General features: G+C 63.4%; 18 protein-coding genes. 2 read left to right on the forward strand and 16 right to left on the reverse strand.

The window, feature by feature from the left end:
* Positions 1-11: 11 nt before the first annotated feature.
* The 4 genes from plsX to DTX69_RS20270 all read right to left on the reverse strand — a co-directional run bounded on the left by plsX (position 12) and on the right by DTX69_RS20270 (position 2548).
* On the reverse strand, positions 12-1064 hold the full coding sequence (gene plsX, locus DTX69_RS20255) for a phosphate acyltransferase PlsX (protein ID WP_119303367.1): 1053 nt from the start codon (positions 1062-1064) through the stop codon (positions 12-14).
* Between the two features lie 57 nt (positions 1065-1121).
* On the reverse strand, positions 1122-1307 hold the full coding sequence (rpmF, locus tag DTX69_RS20260) for a 50S ribosomal protein L32 (protein WP_119303368.1): 186 nt from the start codon (positions 1305-1307) through the stop codon (positions 1122-1124).
* Positions 1308-1440: 133 nt separating this feature from the next.
* Positions 1441-1989 (reverse strand): YceD family protein, encoded by a 549-nt coding sequence (locus DTX69_RS20265; protein WP_119303369.1) that lies wholly within the window; start codon positions 1987-1989, stop codon positions 1441-1443.
* Positions 1976-2548, reverse strand: coding sequence for a ubiquinol-cytochrome C chaperone family protein (locus tag DTX69_RS20270; protein WP_162917389.1), 573 nt, complete (start codon positions 2546-2548; stop codon positions 1976-1978). The genes DTX69_RS20265 and DTX69_RS20270 overlap by 14 nt, the downstream gene beginning before the upstream one ends.
* A 121-nt stretch (positions 2549-2669) precedes the next feature.
* Between DTX69_RS20270 and DTX69_RS20275 the strand changes: the two genes are divergently transcribed.
* Entirely contained in the window at positions 2670-3143 is a 474-nt protein-coding gene (locus DTX69_RS20275; protein WP_284735947.1) for an outer membrane protein assembly factor BamE, read from the forward strand.
* Here the strand turns inward: DTX69_RS20275 and DTX69_RS20280 are convergent, their stop codons facing one another.
* Together DTX69_RS20280 and DTX69_RS20285 are read right to left on the reverse strand one after the other, a co-directional pair.
* Positions 3144-3374 carry a hypothetical protein gene (locus tag DTX69_RS20280; RefSeq protein WP_119303372.1) on the reverse strand — a complete coding sequence of 77 codons (231 nt, stop codon included), beginning with the start codon at positions 3372-3374 and terminating at the stop codon, positions 3144-3146. It lies immediately after the preceding gene.
* Between the two features lie 69 nt (positions 3375-3443).
* Entirely contained in the window at positions 3444-4544 is a 1101-nt protein-coding gene (locus DTX69_RS20285; RefSeq protein ID WP_162917390.1) for a hypothetical protein, read from the reverse strand.
* A 470-nt stretch (positions 4545-5014) separates the two neighbouring features.
* Between DTX69_RS20285 and DTX69_RS30265 the strand changes: the two genes are divergently transcribed.
* Positions 5015-6091 carry a hypothetical protein gene (locus tag DTX69_RS30265; protein WP_162917391.1) on the forward strand — a complete coding sequence of 359 codons (1077 nt, stop codon included), beginning with the start codon at positions 5015-5017 and terminating at the stop codon, positions 6089-6091.
* A 23-nt stretch (positions 6092-6114) separates the two neighbouring features.
* On the opposite strand, the gene DTX69_RS20295 is transcribed toward DTX69_RS30265, so the two are convergent.
* The 10 genes from DTX69_RS20295 to nrdR all read right to left on the reverse strand — a co-directional run bounded on the left by DTX69_RS20295 (position 6115) and on the right by nrdR (position 14876).
* Complete coding sequence (locus DTX69_RS20295) at positions 6115-6525, reverse strand: response regulator (RefSeq protein ID WP_119303375.1); 411 nt, start codon at positions 6523-6525, stop codon at positions 6115-6117.
* Positions 6526-6694: 169 nt separating this feature from the next.
* Positions 6695-8785, reverse strand: a complete 2091-nt coding sequence (locus DTX69_RS20300) for a sodium-translocating pyrophosphatase (RefSeq protein ID WP_119303431.1) — start codon at positions 8783-8785, stop codon at positions 6695-6697.
* A gap of 152 nt (positions 8786-8937) precedes the next feature.
* Positions 8938-10131 carry an MFS transporter gene (locus DTX69_RS20305; protein WP_162917392.1) on the reverse strand — a complete coding sequence of 398 codons (1194 nt, stop codon included), beginning with the start codon at positions 10129-10131 and terminating at the stop codon, positions 8938-8940.
* 50 nt (positions 10132-10181) lie between these two features.
* Positions 10182-10625 carry a hypothetical protein gene (locus DTX69_RS20310; RefSeq protein ID WP_119303377.1) on the reverse strand — a complete coding sequence of 148 codons (444 nt, stop codon included), beginning with the start codon at positions 10623-10625 and terminating at the stop codon, positions 10182-10184.
* A gap of 72 nt (positions 10626-10697) precedes the next feature.
* Positions 10698-11696: a thiamine-phosphate kinase gene (thiL, locus tag DTX69_RS20315; RefSeq protein ID WP_284735948.1), complete on the reverse strand. Its 999-nt coding sequence runs from the start codon at positions 11694-11696 to the stop codon at positions 10698-10700.
* A gap of 8 nt (positions 11697-11704) precedes the next feature.
* A complete protein-coding gene (gene nusB / locus DTX69_RS20320; RefSeq protein WP_119303378.1) occupies positions 11705-12220 on the reverse strand; it encodes a transcription antitermination factor NusB in 516 nt (171 codons plus the stop codon).
* Positions 12220-12678, reverse strand: coding sequence for a 6,7-dimethyl-8-ribityllumazine synthase (locus tag DTX69_RS20325; protein WP_119303379.1), 459 nt, complete (start codon positions 12676-12678; stop codon positions 12220-12222). Before DTX69_RS20325 ends, nusB begins: the two co-directional genes overlap by 1 nt.
* Before the next feature lie 24 nt (positions 12679-12702).
* The gene (locus DTX69_RS20330; RefSeq protein WP_119303433.1) at positions 12703-13293 is read right to left on the reverse strand and encodes a riboflavin synthase; all 591 of its coding nucleotides are present in this window, start codon (positions 13291-13293) and stop codon (positions 12703-12705) included.
* A 40-nt stretch (positions 13294-13333) separates the two neighbouring features.
* Entirely contained in the window at positions 13334-14392 is a 1059-nt protein-coding gene (gene ribD / locus DTX69_RS20335; protein WP_119303434.1) for a bifunctional diaminohydroxyphosphoribosylaminopyrimidine deaminase/5-amino-6-(5-phosphoribosylamino)uracil reductase RibD, read from the reverse strand.
* 25 nt (positions 14393-14417) lie between these two features.
* Positions 14418-14876 carry a transcriptional regulator NrdR gene (gene nrdR / locus DTX69_RS20340; protein WP_119303380.1) on the reverse strand — a complete coding sequence of 153 codons (459 nt, stop codon included), beginning with the start codon at positions 14874-14876 and terminating at the stop codon, positions 14418-14420.
* Positions 14877-14885: the final 9 nt, after the last annotated feature.

Genomic DNA, 14885 nt, shown 5'->3' on the forward strand with positions numbered 1-14885 from the left:
TCAATCCGACCTTAAAGCGATGCGGCAGTCTGCGAGGCTTCCGTCGACGCAGTGAGCTCCGCGAATTCCTGCTGGATCTTCGCGATGGCATCATTCTGCACCATATCGACGGCAACGCCGATCGCGTTGGCAAAGCCGAAGGCGTCGGTACCGCCGTGGCTCTTCACGCAGATGCCGTTGAGGCCCATGAAGATCGCGCCATTATAGCGCCGGGGATCAACCCGCGCGCGCAGGGCGTTCAGGGCCGGCCGCGCCATCAGATAGCCGATTCCTGCCATCCAGGAGCTCTTGAAGCTCTGCCGCAGGAACTGCCCATAGAGCTTCACGGTTCCCTCGATCGTCTTGAGCGCGACGTTGCCGGTGAAACCGTCGGTGACGATCACGTCGACGGTTCCGCGCGCGATGTCATCGCCTTCGATGAAGCCGTGGAACGTGCCGGGCACATGCGAAGCCGCGCGCAGGATCTGCGCAGCACCGCGTACCTCCTCGTGCCCCTTCATCTCCTCGGTGCCGACATTGAGCAGCCCGATCGAAGGTTCGCGCACACCAAGAACTGTGCGTGCAAATACGCTGCCCATGACGGCGAACTGCACGAGGTTGGTGGCGTCGCACTCGACATTGGCGCCCAGATCCAGCATCACGCTTTCGGAGCGGATGGTCGGGAAGAACGACGCGATGGCCGGCCGGTCGATCCCAGGCAAGGTCCGCAGCACGATCTTTGCCATTGCCATCAGCGCGCCGGTATTACCCGCGGAGACGACGGCTGCCGCTTCGCCGTTATGGACGGCATCGATCGCAAGGCGCATGGAGGATTTGCGGCCGGCGCGCAGCGCTTGGCTGGGCTTATCGTCCATCTTCACTTCGGTCTCGGCATGGCGCACGGTGCTGACCGCGCTCAGACCCGGCAGCCGATCAATCATCGGCTTGATGCGCTGCTCGTCACCAAAGAACAGGAAATGCGCTTCGGGGAAGCGCTGGCGAGCAATGTCAGCACCCCGGATCACCATCTCTGGAGCGTTGTCGCCACCCATCGCATCCAGAGAGATTGCCAGGTTGGCGCTCACCCCCCGATCTCCTTCCTGGCCGGCCGTTTCCCCCTAATCAGGTCGGCCGCCGTGACGTCAGGAGGCGCTGGTAGTCGCCGCAACTTCCCGGCCGTCATAATAGCCGCACGCGCCGCAGACATGGTGCGGGCGCTTCAACTCGCCGCAATTCGGGCATTCGGTTGCCTTCTGCACCTTCAGCGCATGATGGCTGCGGCGCATATCGCGGCGCGAGCTCGACACTTTCTTTTTCGGAACTGCCATGGTCCAGTCTCACTGCAAAATAAAAGGCAGCTGTCGCTGCCGCCAATTGGCGGGTTCATAGCCAATATCGCCCCTTCGCGCAAGGTGCGAGCTTAGTGGCTGTGCCCGCCCATTTCCCACTGGGCGTCGTCGGTCACTCTTTATTTTCCTTCAATTTTTCCAATACCGCAAAGGGGTTAGGACGCTCTTCCGCAGCCTGCTCGCTCGGCGGTTCCGCCCGCCACTCGCCCGGAACCTCGGCATCCGGCTTGCGCGGGTAAGGATTGAGCGCCAGTCCCATCTGTTCCGCCGCCAGCTCGCCGAGGTCGATCCAGCCGTCGGGTGCCGGTTCCGGCGCCTCGGCAGCCTCGGCATCCAGTTCCAGATCGGCAACCGCCGGCTGTGCGCCCTCCAGGAAATCCACCTCGAATCGCTCATCGATCCGCGCCGGCACGGGATCCAAGGTGACGACACAGGCCTGCACTAGGTCGGCGGACACCCTGCCCTTCACGCGTACCAGATCCTTGCGTACACGCTTCAGGGTGAAACTGGCGGTAAGGCTGTCGAGGCCCAGCAAGTCAAAGCGCTGCGCCAAGGCGGCGCGCTCCTTCTCCGTCGCCGTGACCTCCTCGTGATGCTGGGTCGCACTGACGCGATCGAGCGCCAAGGGCCGTGAGAATTCCACAGGATCAGCCGGTTGCATTCGTGGCCTCCAGCGATGCTGGCGGTTCTGGTAGCAGCGACATGATGCGGGACGTCCGCAGATCCTCAAAGGACGCTTGCAGGAGCACGAGCCTGAGGTTCCGCAGATAAGCTGTCATCCCGCGTACCTGATCGTCAGCCGGCCTCACCGTCCCATAGACGTTGCGCCGGATCGCCTGCTCGAGGTCGGCGTCGTCGGCGGCGAAACCGCAATCGTAGGCCTGGATGCGCCCGTTGAGCGCCTCGGTCATGGTCTTGATGCGGCGACCGACGCCCAAATCGGCAGCGCCAAGCTCCCTCAGGGAACCATCAAGGTCTGCGAACATCGCATCATAGATCGCTTGCGACAGGTCCTGGGCGTCGGTGCCCTTCCCCTTCAACCCATGGAAAACCGCATAGGCGTGCAGGCATAGCATTTCGAAGCGGCCGTCGATCGTGTCGGGCACCCCGTAGAGCGTGTACAGGATCGGGCGGCGGGCGCGCGCCGCGATCTGGCGGTAGAGTGCCCGGCCTTCCGCCTGGAACCGAGGCGTCTGGAATAATCGCTTGAGAAACAACACGATAGCTGAATCCTGAAACTTGACAGGCAAGCCCTCGAGTGCGATGGTCCGCGCGCGAAGGACGCCTCGCGCTGGGGCATAGCGCCGGTAGCGCGCCAACACAAGGGTACTCACAGAGGGCATGATCCGGATGATCGGTTGCTATCGCCGTACGCTGCTGGCTGCTGTCGGGCTGGCTGTGGCCTTGACGGTCGCCGCCTGCTCCGCCCGCATCGACCAGCGCGGCAACAAGCCGGACGAAGAGCAGGTGGTGCTCATCAATCCCGGCGTCGATGACAAGAACCGCGTGGCGGAGCTGATCGGCACACCCTCGGCGATTTCCACCTTCGACGACCGCACTTGGTACTACATCTCTAAACGCACGGAGACGACCGCCTTCTTCGAGCCCGAAGTGGTCGACCAGGAAGTGCTGGCGATCTCGTTCGACGAAAACGACGTCGTTGAGAACATGCGGATCTACGGCCAGGAAGACGGCCGCACCATCGCCTATGTCGAGCGCACCACCCCAACCGAAGGCAACGAGCTGACGCTTATCCAGCAGTTCCTAGGCAACCTCGGTCGCTTCAACCCGCAAGGCAATCAGGAACAGCCGTAGCTATTGCGAGTCTTCGGCTGTCGATCCCAAGTCGAGGCGGAATCCCGCGACAGAAGCGTCGACGGGACCAACGGGACTGCCGACCTCCAGGCGGTCGCTCTGCTCTGGACTTGAATCGATCAGCAGCGTCGTGAGCAGTGACCGGCCGTTCCCCTCGACGAGACGCGGCAGCAGAATGGTCGCGCCGAAGGCGATGGCCACGATGATGGCAAGATAGAGATTCTTCTCCATTGCTGTTGTGCTCCATGAGGCTGGGCAGCCCGCGGCGCGGAATGCCGCGGGCTGCCCATGCCGTTGTCGTCACTCGACTTCCGCGCTGGTTTCTCCAAAGGTCTCCGCCGACATGGTGCCGTCCGGCAGGATCTGCGCAGCGGCGTCCGCATCCGCGGAGGCTTCCGCGTCACCCATGGTCTGGGTGCTGGTATTCGTTTTCGCGGTCGTCTTCTGTGTGCCCGGGGTGTTGAGCGCCTTGGCCTGAGCCTTCGCCATGGCCTTTGCGAGGTCGCCGTCATCGCTATGCGCATGGCTCAACGAATGAGTCATGCTCTTGACCATGTGCGGCGTGACGATGGACTTGGTCCAGGACCTGGACTTGGCCATTGCCGCGTCCTCGTCATCCTCGTCAACGATATCGCCGTCGTCCGCCACGTCCGTGGGCTCGTCGACGTCCTCTTCGTCCTCAGACACGCTGGCGTCGACGTTGACGTCGGTCTCAGTGTCGGTTTCGATCGTGCCACTGTCGACGTTCGCGTCAGCATTGGCATCTGCATTCGCGTCCGCGAAATCGTCGCCGACTTCGACGTTGGCTGAGACACCGGCTGAGGATTCCGGATTGACACCGGCTGCACCGGCTGCCGCATTCGCTGCGGCCTCGGCCGAGTGCTCGTCGCTGGTCAAGCCGGCATTTGCTTCAGCGGACGTGTCCGTCGATCCCTCGCCATCGACCTCGGCAACCGAGGCCGCACCGGCATCAACCGACTGGACGTCGCCGTCGATCTCGGTGCTCACGCCTGCTGCCGATCCGACTGCCGCGGAACCCGTACTATCGAGGTCCGCGGAAGCGTCGGCGTTTGCACTGCCCGAGACGTCATCTCCAGTGAGACCGGCGTTGGACGTGCTTGACGCGCTGCCGCTCGGATCGCCATCGATCGAAACCGCGGCGCCACCGTTCGACTCCACGCTTGCAGAGTCCTCATCCGCTAATAGTCCGGACGAGGCCGTGGAGGCCGCGTCAACGGACCCGTCGCCTTCGATTGACCCGTCCGCGGACGAGTCTGTGCTGCCGGTCATGCCGGCACCCGAGACGTTTGTGCTCGCATCGGTGTCGACGGTCGCATCATCGCCGCTCGCGCTACCGTCGGACGTCGCCTCGGCGCCAGCACTCGTTGAGTCACCGGACACGCTGGCTTCCGAACCTGCGGAAGAAGACGCACTGGCCGAGTCACCGCCGGATGCTTCAGTACCGCTCGAAGCGGAGGCCGAGACGCCATCCGGGGCGCCCGCATCAGCGACCTGCATCACACCAGCATCGCTGTTCTGGTCATCGAGGCCCTGCTCAAAGGAGCCGGCATAGGCTGTCGAAAAGCCAAGCCCCAATGTCAGAGCACCTGCGGCTCCCAGCAATTTCCACCGGGTGGATTCTGTCCGCATCATTCTGCTCCATTTCTGATGGCCAGCTCCCAAGAAGGAAACCCACCGCCATCGCTATCGTTGCGAAATCAAGGAACCTGAACTCCAGGTGAACAGAAGCGACCACTGAGAGATCAATCGTGGAGTCAGCGGGCAGAATGGGTCATGCCTTGCGAGGTGGCGCGCAACGCGGCGTCCGCTCTCAGGTTTTCTATTCATCCAAGGTTGGGGAGGAGAACGAAATGTGGAAGCACACACATCAAGCCAAGTTGCCGGGAGCGTCGGCTCTCGTTCTCCTCATCGGTTTCGTCTTGCCGTTCGACGCAGACGCAGTTGGGTTCCATGATTTCCATCCAGACGATCTGCCCTTGATGATGATCCCTGTTGATGATGTAGGCGGCGCCGATTCAGGGAGTGAGAATGGTGGCGAAGCCGGCTCTAAGGATGCTGGCTCTGAAAGCGACTCAACGACGGCTGACGATCCCGCAGACTCCGATGGCATGAGTTCGAGTGTGGAAGGCTCTGGCGAGACAAGCTCTACGGACAATTCCGGATTGGATACAGATTCAGCAGTAGATGCCAGTCCGGATGTTCAAGGTGACACTTCAACGTCCACGGACGTATCCACCGGTGATGCAGGCGGCAGTGCTGGGAGCAGCGAGTTCGATCAAGTCGACCGCGCCACCGCAGACTCGGAACTATCCACCTCCACTGCTGAAGGCACTTCCGTGGACGCGACAAGCGTGGACGGCTCACCTGCGGGCGCGCCGCCCTTGGGAGCAGGTGCACCAGCTGCAAGCAGCACCAGTGTAGAAATCGGCGAATCACTTTCCAGTCCGGCGCAGAGCACCTCAGGCCGAAAGGGCGGCATCGTTGTCATCGAGCCCACCATCACCTGCCTTGTAGGCGATCCGAACTGCCTGAGCGCCGACCGTTCGCCCGCTCTCGCTCCATCGCAACTGCAGGATTCGAACCGCGGTGTCACGGGTGTTTGGCCTCCACCGGCGCCTGCCGTTACGAGACCTTCCGCCAAGCAAAGTGTTCGAGCCTTGGGACTGTCGTTGGTCGACCCGATCAAGGCGCGTGACGGGCTCGTGGTTCAAGGAATCATTGTCAACGGCAGTGGGCGATCGCAGATCGTCCCGCCTGTGCAGATCAGCGTGGAGAATAAGGCAGGCCAGATCCTGCAGCGATGGAACATGAGACCGCCTATAAGCCAGCTACCCGCCGGCCAGCACAAGGCGTTCAAAGTGGTGCTGCAGTCCCTGCCGCCCACCGTCTCGCGCGTGAACGCGGCATTTCTAGCAGCGTCACGATAGAGGGAGATGGTCTGAGGCGCTGCTCAATCGTCAGTGCTTTGCGAGAGCAGCATTCTGATCCTGAGCGCCAGATCGCAGTGATCGTAGGGCTTCGGTACGATCTGATGCCGATCGGACACCCCTGACCACGCTCGCGCGGCAAGCCCCGAAGTAAGGATCACTTTTATTCCTGGATGCTCGCGAGAAATCCACTGCGCAAGTGTGACGCCGTCAATCGACCCCGGCATCTGCACGTCCGAGAAGATGACATCTATGTCCGTGCCGCTCTTGAGCACTCGAATTGCCTCCAGCGCATTCGCAGCTTCAATAACGTGCAAGCCGCAGGACCGCAGATAATCGCTGACGGACGACCGAAGGAAGACTTCGTCCTCGACGATGAGCACCGTCTCGGACGCTCTTCGAACCGAGGATATTGCAGGCTCCACTACGTTCATGGCGGCCCTCCGCGGTTGTAACACGGAAAAGGCGCGTTCGTTCCTGCGCGCTCTACGTCATTTACGGCGCACCACCAGCAAAGAAAACGGCCGATGATCCGCTCTGGACCATCGGCCGCTTGTTGCTTCGAGCGAACGGCGGCGTTCGTGCCGTTCGCACCCGGTCGCGTTACGCCGCCAATACCGCCAGCAGCAGCAGCGCGACGATGTTCGTGATCTTGATCATCGGGTTCACGGCCGGACCGGCGGTGTCCTTGTAGGGATCACCGACCGTGTCGCCGGTCACCGCGGCCTTGTGGGCGTCGGAGCCCTTGCCGCCGTGATGGCCCTCTTCGATCAGCTTCTTGGCGTTGTCCCAGGCGCCACCGCCGGAGGTCATCTGGATCGCGACGAACAAGCCGGTCACGATCGTGCCGAGCAGCATGGCGCCCAGCGCCACGAAAGCCTGAGCCTGGCCAGCAACCGCCCAGATCACGACATAGAGCACGATCGGCGCGAACACCGGCAGCATTGAGGGCAGGATCATCTCCTTGATCGCCGCCTCGGTCAGGAGGCTCACCGCCTTGCCGTATTCCGGCTTGGCAGTGCCTTCCATGATGCCCTTGATCTCGCGGAACTGACGGCGGACTTCAACCACGACCGAGCCAGCCGCACGGCCGACCGCCATCATGCCCATCGAGCCGAACAGGAACGGCAACGCGCCGCCCAGGAACAGGCCGATGACCACGAAGGGATCATTGAGCTGGAAGCTGATCTGCCCGGTGAGGTTCGGGAAGTAGTGCTTCAGATCCTCGGTGTAGGCCGCGAACAGCACCAGGGCGGCGAGGCCGGCGGAGCCGATCGCATAGCCCTTGGTCACTGCCTTGGTGGTGTTGCCGACCGCGTCGAGCGCGTCGGTCACCCTGCGCACATCCTTCGGCAGCTCCGACATTTCGGCGATTCCGCCGGCATTGTCGGTGACCGGACCGTAGGCATCGAGCGCCACGATGATGCCGGCGAGCGACAGCATGGTGGTCGCCGCGATCGCGATGCCATAGAGGCCGGCCAAGGCATAGGCGGCAACAATGGCGGCGCTGATCACGATGGCGGGCAGCGCGCAGGACTCCATCGAGACCGCAAGGCCTTGGATGATGTTGGTCGCATGGCCCGTGGTCGAAGCCTTGGCGACGCTGATCACGGGACGGAAGGTGGTCGCCGTGTAATATTCGGTGATCCACACCAGCAGGCCGGTGACGGCAAGGCCGATCAGCGAGCAGACGAAGATCCCCATGCCGGTGACGGTGGCGCCCGTGCTGAGCTGGATCGGCACATCGAACCCGAAGCTCAGGTGGACCATCACCGCGATCAGGATCGCCGAAATGACGCCCGTCGCGATCAGGCCCTTGTAGAGCGCGCCCATGATGTTCTGGCTCGCGCCTAGCTTGATGAAGAAGGTGCCGATGATCGAGCCGATGATGCTGACGGCGCATACCAGCAGCGGGAATAGCATCATCTTTTCCTGCTCCAGGCCGGTGAAGAAGATCTGCCCCAGCAGCATCGTCGCAACGACGGTCACGGCGAAGGTCTCGAACAGGTCGGCTGCCATGCCGGCGCAATCGCCAACATTATCGCCCACGTTGTCCGCGATCACGGCCGGGTTGCGGGGATCATCCTCCGGGATGCCCGCTTCGATCTTGCCCACCAGGTCCGCGCCAACGTCGGCACCCTTGGTGAAGATGCCGCCGCCGAGACGCGCGAAGATGGAGATCAGCGAGGCACCAAAGCTCAAGCCCACCAGGGCCTCCAGCATGGGCCGCATTTCGATGCCCATGTTGCGCAGGAAAAGGTAATAGCCAGCGACGCCCAGCAGGCCGAGGCCCACCACCAGCATGCCGGTGATGGCACCCGCCTTCGCGGCGATGGCGAGGGCCGGCGCCAGCCCCTGGCGTGCGGCTTCGGCCGTACGCACGTTGGACCGCACCGAGACATTCATGCCGATATAGCCGGCTGCGCCCGACAGGATCGCGCCGATCACGAAACCGATCGCCGACAAGCCGCTCAGGGCCACCGCCAGCACGATGGCGACGACGATGCCGACGACGCCGATGTAGGTGTATTGCTTGTTGAGATAGGCCTTGGCGCCCTCCTGCACCGCGGCGGCAATCTCCTGCATCCGTGGAGTGCCCGCTGAAGCCGCCAGGACCGACTTGGTCGCCAGCGCCCCGTAAACCAAGGCTGCGGCGCCGCATACGATCACGCCCCAGTAGTAGAAAGTTTCCATCTCGAGATCATCCCCTGTCAGAAAAGTCGTTCTTTGGCTGGCCAAGGCCATGGAATCCAAAGGGAATCCAAGCCCCAGCAGACTTTCGGGCGCGGAGCATAGGGAAAAGGGCGAACTGGCGCAACGGGCCGATTGTCCGGCCGATGCGCCCATCAGGCTGTGACCGGGGCCGCTTTCGAGAACCGTGGCGCGCCCCACAGCACGGCGATCAGTATCAGGATCGTCGGGGCAAGCGAACCCCAGAGCACAGCGTCCCAGCCCCAGCTTTGCTCGACTGCGCCAGCGATTAGGGAGCAGATGGCAACGCCAGTGAAGGTTAGGAAGTCGTTCGTGCCCTGGACCTTCGCGCGCTCGGCCGGCCGATAGCACGTCGTCAGCAGGCTGGTGCCGCCGACAAACAGGAAGTTCCAGCCGAGGCCGAGCAGCACCAGCGCGAGCCAGAAATTCAGGATATCGATGCCGGCCAAGCCAATCATCACGGTCGCGATCATGCAGGCTGCGCCGGTGAGTAGAACCTTGCGCTCGCCAATGCGCCGGATGATGTGACCGGTTACGAAAGACGGCGCGAACATGCCAAGGATATGGAACGAGAGCACGGTCGCGGTGTCGCCGATCCCGAAGCCGCAAAATTTCATCGCGAGCGGCGTTGCCGTCATCACGAAAATCATCGTGCTGTAGCCGAAAACGCCCGCGAACAAGGCTGCGATGGCGATCGGCTGGCGCAATATCTCCAGAATGGGGCGCTGCTGACCATCGATCTCGCCTTCAGTCGGCTGCGGGAAACGCACCGGGGCAATCGGCGGAATCATCGCGAGGGAAAGCAAAGCCACGAACATAAAGGCGCCCGCGAAGGTGAAGGGCGCGAACAGGTCCGTGCCGATCTGCGCCAGTCGCGGCCCGATGATGGCGGCAACGATGCCGCCAGCGAGGACCAGGGAGATGGCCTTCGGCCGGAACGCATCGTCTGCCACTTCGGCCACCGCAAAGCGCAATTGCAGTGCAAAGGAATTGGAAGCACCCATGATGGCGTTACCGACGCAGAACAGGACGAAGCTGTTCTGAAAGACGGCAAGCATCGCAAGCGCACCCCCCGCGGCGCCGACGAAGGCGCCGATGAAGAAAGCGTTGCGCCGGCTCAGTGCCCGCATGAGCTGCGCGACCGGCATTGCGGTCGCCATCGTCATCACGAATTGCAAGCTGAGCGGCAGCGTCGCCCAGCGCGGATCGGCGGCCAACATCTGCCCAGTCAGGGCAGAAACCGTCATGAAGACCGACATGCAGGAATTGGCCAGAGCCTGCGCCACGGCAAGAAGAAATACGGCGCGATATTGCGATTGGGTCGTCATGCGCAGCGACACTGTGCGAACGGGCCGCGCGCGACAAGGACGAAATTGTCCTATTTCAAATCCAGGCGCTCCATAGCGCGGATCGACACTTTATAGACCTTGTTCTCACCGATGCGAGCCTTGATCACTTTGTCGAGGCGCTGGCGAATGAGCGGCTCTTCGAAGCCGCTTTGCTCCAACTGCTTGCGGCTGAGCAACTGATGAAGCTCCGTGGTGACGGCGTCGTAGACCTCCGGCAGCTTGTACCGGATCTGCTCTTCTTTGAGCGGATCATCGAACATCAGCACAATGCGGAAAAAGAACTGATAGGTCGGCTTGCCGTTACGCAGGACAGTGACGGGAATGGTGTCGAGCTCGAGTTGCGAGAGCTGAGGAATGGCAGGTCCAGCATCTTCGGCAGTCTCCGGCGCGCGGAAATAGAACCACCAAGCAGCAGCGGCGCCGCCACCGCCGAGCACCAGCAACAATACGAAGACGATCAGGAGCTTCTTCATCGCAGCGCCAGCGCGACTCCTTCCGATCCGCACACCCGGCGGAATCCTTAGGAACACTAACGCCCGGACTGGTTAAAAGTGGGTAAATCCTTGTTCTTTTAAGGTCAAAGGGTGCCCATCGCGGTCGATGAAGTGCATTGCTGATTGCGGTGAAAATACACCGATGTCGGTGATCCTGGTCTCCGCCTTCCTGGCGGCCTCGAACGCATCCGCTAGGTTGCTCGGCGGCACGGCCAGGAGGAGTTCGTAGTCATCCCCGCCCGTCACCACCGAGGCGATCAGTGCCGGATCCGCGGCCACCAACTCGGCAACGGGTTCGGACAAGGGAACTGACGCGACCTCCACCGTCGCGCCACAGCAGGACGCCTCGCAGATGTGGGCAAGGTCGGCGGCAAGGCCGTCCGAGATGTCCATGCTGGCATGTGCCAGCCCCTGCTCCACCAGCATCCGGCCAAGCGCGAGGCGCGGCTCCGGCAATACGTACCGCTGAGCCAGGAAATGCCGCGCCGGCTCCGCGAGATCAGTCAGTTCGCCGCGATGGGCAGCAAGCCCGAAGATTCCATCGCCGACCGTGCCGGTGACCAGGATGCGGTCACCGGGTCGGGCGCCGCTGCGGCGCAAGGTGCGGCCGGTCGGAACGGCACCGATTACCGTAGCGGTGAACGCCAGCGGGCCCGGCGTCGCCGTGGTATCGCCGCCCCACAATGCGATGCCGAACTCGGCCTGATCCTGCGCCAGCCCCTCCACGAACTTGGCGACCCAGGCTTCGTCGATCGCATCATCGAAGGCTGTGGTCATCAGGTAGCCGAGCGGCCGTGCGCCCTTGCCAGCGAGATCGGACAGGTTCACACGAAGCAGCTTGCGCGCGACCAGATCAGGCGGGTCGCTGCGCAGGAAATGGACGCCGGCCGTGATCGCATCGGTCTTCAGCACCAGATCCATGCCGGGCGGCGGCGTGAAAGCGAACACGTCGTCCTGCAGGTCCACCGCACCCGGCGCCTGTGCCGCGAGCGGCGCGAAATGGCGCGCGATCAGTTCGAATTCGCCTGGCAGCTTGCCTTTGGCTGTCACGCGCCGGCTCAGTGATTGGCGGGGCCGCCAGCCCGCATTTCCGCCGGCCGCAGCTGCCGCGCGAGCTGATCCAGGATGCCGTTGACCAAACCAGTCTCCTTGGCGCCGAAGAAGGCATCGCATACGCCGACATATTCCGCGATCACCACGCGCGGCGGCACGTCCTCGCGATGCGCCAGCTCGAACGCGCCGCAACGCAGGATGGCACGCAAGGTCGCCTCGAGGCGCTCGACCGTCCAATCTTCCGTCAGGACGGCCGCGATCATGTCGTCCAGTTCCGCAACGTTGGCAGCAGCGCCCAGCACGACTGTAGTGAAGAGCTTCAGGTCCGCCGGCGGCAGCGCGATCTCATCCACCACGGCGCCCAGGCGATGATCGGCGAACTCCTTGATGATCGATTCCGCGCGCGTGCCGGTCGCTTCCCATTGATACAGCGCCTGCACCGCCGCCAGTCGTGCATTGCTGCGGGTCAAGGCCAGGCGCTTGCCGCGCTCCGCACGATCTTCGGGTGCCTTGCCCGCCATCACTCCAGCCCCCAGCGCCACTTGAGCGCGACCATGGCAAGGCACGCCTTCGCTGCGCCCCCGCCCTTATCCTGCTCCTCAGGCTTGGCGCGCGCCCACGCCTGATCCTCATCCTCGACGGTGATGATGCCGTTGCCGATCGCAAGGTCGTACAGGATCGTGAGATCGACCAGCCCGCGCGCGCTTTCCTGGCACACGGTGTCATAGTGCGTCGTCTCGCCGCGAATGACACAACCGATTGCGACGTAGCCGTCGAACAGGCGCTCGAGCCGCCCGGACTTGCCGGCTTCGTACGCGAACTTGATGGCGCCGGGAATCTCCAGCGCACCGGGCACCGTGACGATCTCGTAGGTGGCGCCCGCCTTGTCCAACACGCGCTTGGCGCCCTTCAACATTGCGTCGAGCAGGTCGTCGTAAAAGCGTGCTTCGACGATGAGGATATGCGGCTTGTCAGTCATGTCGGATTGCGTGTCCTTGGCCGATCACAGGGCCGGCGCCAGCAGGCGCGCAACATATCGCGCGATCAGATCGATTTCCAGGTTGACCCGGTCGCCCTCGCGCGCCTGGCCCAGATTGGTCGCGGTCTGCGTGATCGGGATGATGTTGACCCCGAAACGCGTGCCATCGACTTCGTTGACGGTGAGCGAGATGCCATCTACCACGATCGAGCCCTTGGGCGCGATCATGCGCGCCATCTCGGCCGGCGCCTCGATCACCATGCGCTGGCTGCCACCATCCGGCTTGATGGAGACCAACCGCCCGACGCCATCGACGTGGCCGGAGACCAGATGGCCGCCCAACTCGTCGCCCAGCTTCAGCGCCCGCTCCAGGTTGATCGGGAGGCCCGCCTTCCAGTCCGCCATGGTGGTCTTGTCGAGCGTCTCGCGGCTGGCCTCGAATGCCATCCAGCCTGGCCCCTTCTCAACCACGGACAGGCAGCACCCATTGCACGCGATGGACGCGCCGAGCGGGATTGTTCCTGTGTCATAGGCGGTCGCGATCTCCAACCGCGTGGTCGGGCCGAATGAGATCGTCTTGACTTTGCCGAGGTCGGTGATGATGCCGGTGAACATGCTCGCCATAAAAAGTTAACGCCGCGAATTGGGCGCCAATCTAGGCAGCCCGACCGTAGAGTTCCAGCACATCATTCCCGAGCGTCCGGCGGCCGACGCAACGCAGCCCGACGCTCCCTGCAAGGCGGTCCACCGCCAGCGGCGCGATCCCCGGCAGTCCATCCCCGCCGATGACGATCGGAGCCCGGAACCAGTAGAGACGGTCCACCAATCCGGCGCTCAGAAGAGCGGTGGCCAGGGTTGCGCCACCCTCGACGAGAACGCGCGTCAGGCCGGCTTTTCCCAATTCCTGGAAGACAGCCGGCAGCCAACGATCAGCGTCCTGATTTGCTGCAATTTCAATATGCTGCGCCGCTTTCTTCGAGGCATCTGTGGGGCCCGCTCCAACAACCCAGGTAGGGGGGGCTTCGGTCATGACCTTGGCGCTGGCTGGAACCCGCCCACGCCGATCGAACACCAGCCGCACCGGCGAGCGATGCTCCAGCCCCTTGAGGCGGCAGGTCAGCTCCGGATCGTCGGCCAGAACCGTCCCGGAACCGACCGCAATAGCATCGTGGGTGGCGCGAAGCCGGTGGCCGAACGCCCGCGCCTCCTCGCCGGTGATCCAGCGGCTCTCGCCCGCCCGGGTGGCAATGCGCCCGTCCAGCGAGGTGGCGAGCTTCAGGACCACGAATGGGCGGCCCGTGGTGACACGCGTCAGGAATCCGACGTTGAGTTCCCTGGCCCCCTCGGCCAACACACCTGTCTCAACCGCGATGCCAGCCTGTTTCAGCGCGGCGAGCCCGCGCCCAGAGACGCGGAGGTCGGGATCTTCCAGCGCCGTCACGCAGCGTGCGATGCCGGCTGCAACAAGCGCCTCGGCGCAGGGCGGCGTCTTGCCGTGATGGGCGCAGGGCTCGAGCGTCACATAGGCTGTGCCGCCCCTGCCCCGCTCGCCGGCCATCTTCAGTGCTTCGGTCTCGGCGTGAGGGCGCCCGCCTGGCTGCGTCCAGCCCCGCCCGACGACATGGCCGGCCTTGTCGACGATCACGCAGCCGACGGCGGGATTGGGCCAGACCTGCCCCAGGTTGCGCGCCGCCAGCGACAAGGCAGCGGCCATATGTTCGAGATCGACGGCCCTTTGCTCAGTCTTCGTCACTGCCAAGCTTGCCGATGAAGGTCTCGAAGTCCTTCGCCTCGCGGAAGTTGCGATAGACCGAGGCGAAGCGGACGTAGGCGACCTTGTCCAACGTGGCGAGCGCATCCATCACCGCTTCGCCGATATGGGTGGTCGGGATCTCAGTCTCGCCCGAGCTTTCGAGACGCCGCACGATACCGTTCACGACACGCTCCAGCCGGTCCTGGTCCACTGGCCGCTTGCGCAGCGAGATCTGCATCGAGCGCAGCAGCTTCTCGCGATCGAACGGCTCGCGTGCGCCGTTACTCTTCACAACGACCAGCTCGCGCAGCTGCACGCGTTCGAAGGTCGTGAAGCGCGCACCGCAATTGGTGCATTGCCGCCGCCTGCGGATGGCAGAGTTGTCGTCCGTCGGTCGAGAGTCTTTGACCTGTGTATCCTCGTTTCCGCAAAACGGACAGCGCATTCACGTCCC

Source organism: Dongia deserti (assembly GCF_003574735.1).
Taxonomy (GTDB): Bacteria; Pseudomonadota; Alphaproteobacteria; order Dongiales; family Dongiaceae; genus Dongia_A; species Dongia_A deserti.

Coding starts and splice junctions, on each gene's coding strand:
- DTX69_RS20325 (WP_119303379.1), bottom strand. CDS start 12,678: ATGACTGACAAGCCGCATATCCTCATCGTCGAAGCACGCTTTTACGAC.
- ribD (WP_119303434.1), bottom strand. CDS start 14,392: ATGGCCGCTGCCTTGTCGCTGGCGGCGCGCAACCTGGGGCAGGTCTGG.
- DTX69_RS20275 (WP_284735947.1), top strand. CDS start 2,670: ATGATCCGGATGATCGGTTGCTATCGCCGTACGCTGCTGGCTGCTGTC.
- DTX69_RS20295 (WP_119303375.1), bottom strand. CDS start 6,525: ATGAACGTAGTGGAGCCTGCAATATCCTCGGTTCGAAGAGCGTCCGAG.
- DTX69_RS20305 (WP_162917392.1), bottom strand. CDS start 10,131: ATGACGACCCAATCGCAATATCGCGCCGTATTTCTTCTTGCCGTGGCG.
- DTX69_RS20265 (WP_119303369.1), bottom strand. CDS start 1,989: ATGCAACCGGCTGATCCTGTGGAATTCTCACGGCCCTTGGCGCTCGAT.
- DTX69_RS20330 (WP_119303433.1), bottom strand. CDS start 13,293: ATGTTCACCGGCATCATCACCGACCTCGGCAAAGTCAAGACGATCTCA.
- DTX69_RS20310 (WP_119303377.1), bottom strand. CDS start 10,625: ATGAAGAAGCTCCTGATCGTCTTCGTATTGTTGCTGGTGCTCGGCGGT.
- DTX69_RS20280 (WP_119303372.1), bottom strand. CDS start 3,374: ATGGAGAAGAATCTCTATCTTGCCATCATCGTGGCCATCGCCTTCGGC.
- nrdR (WP_119303380.1), bottom strand. CDS start 14,876: ATGCGCTGTCCGTTTTGCGGAAACGAGGATACACAGGTCAAAGACTCT.
- DTX69_RS30265 (WP_162917391.1), top strand. CDS start 5,015: ATGTGGAAGCACACACATCAAGCCAAGTTGCCGGGAGCGTCGGCTCTC.
- nusB (WP_119303378.1), bottom strand. CDS start 12,220: ATGGCGGGCAAGGCACCCGAAGATCGTGCGGAGCGCGGCAAGCGCCTG.
- DTX69_RS20300 (WP_119303431.1), bottom strand. CDS start 8,785: ATGGAAACTTTCTACTACTGGGGCGTGATCGTATGCGGCGCCGCAGCC.
- rpmF (WP_119303368.1), bottom strand. CDS start 1,307: ATGGCAGTTCCGAAAAAGAAAGTGTCGAGCTCGCGCCGCGATATGCGC.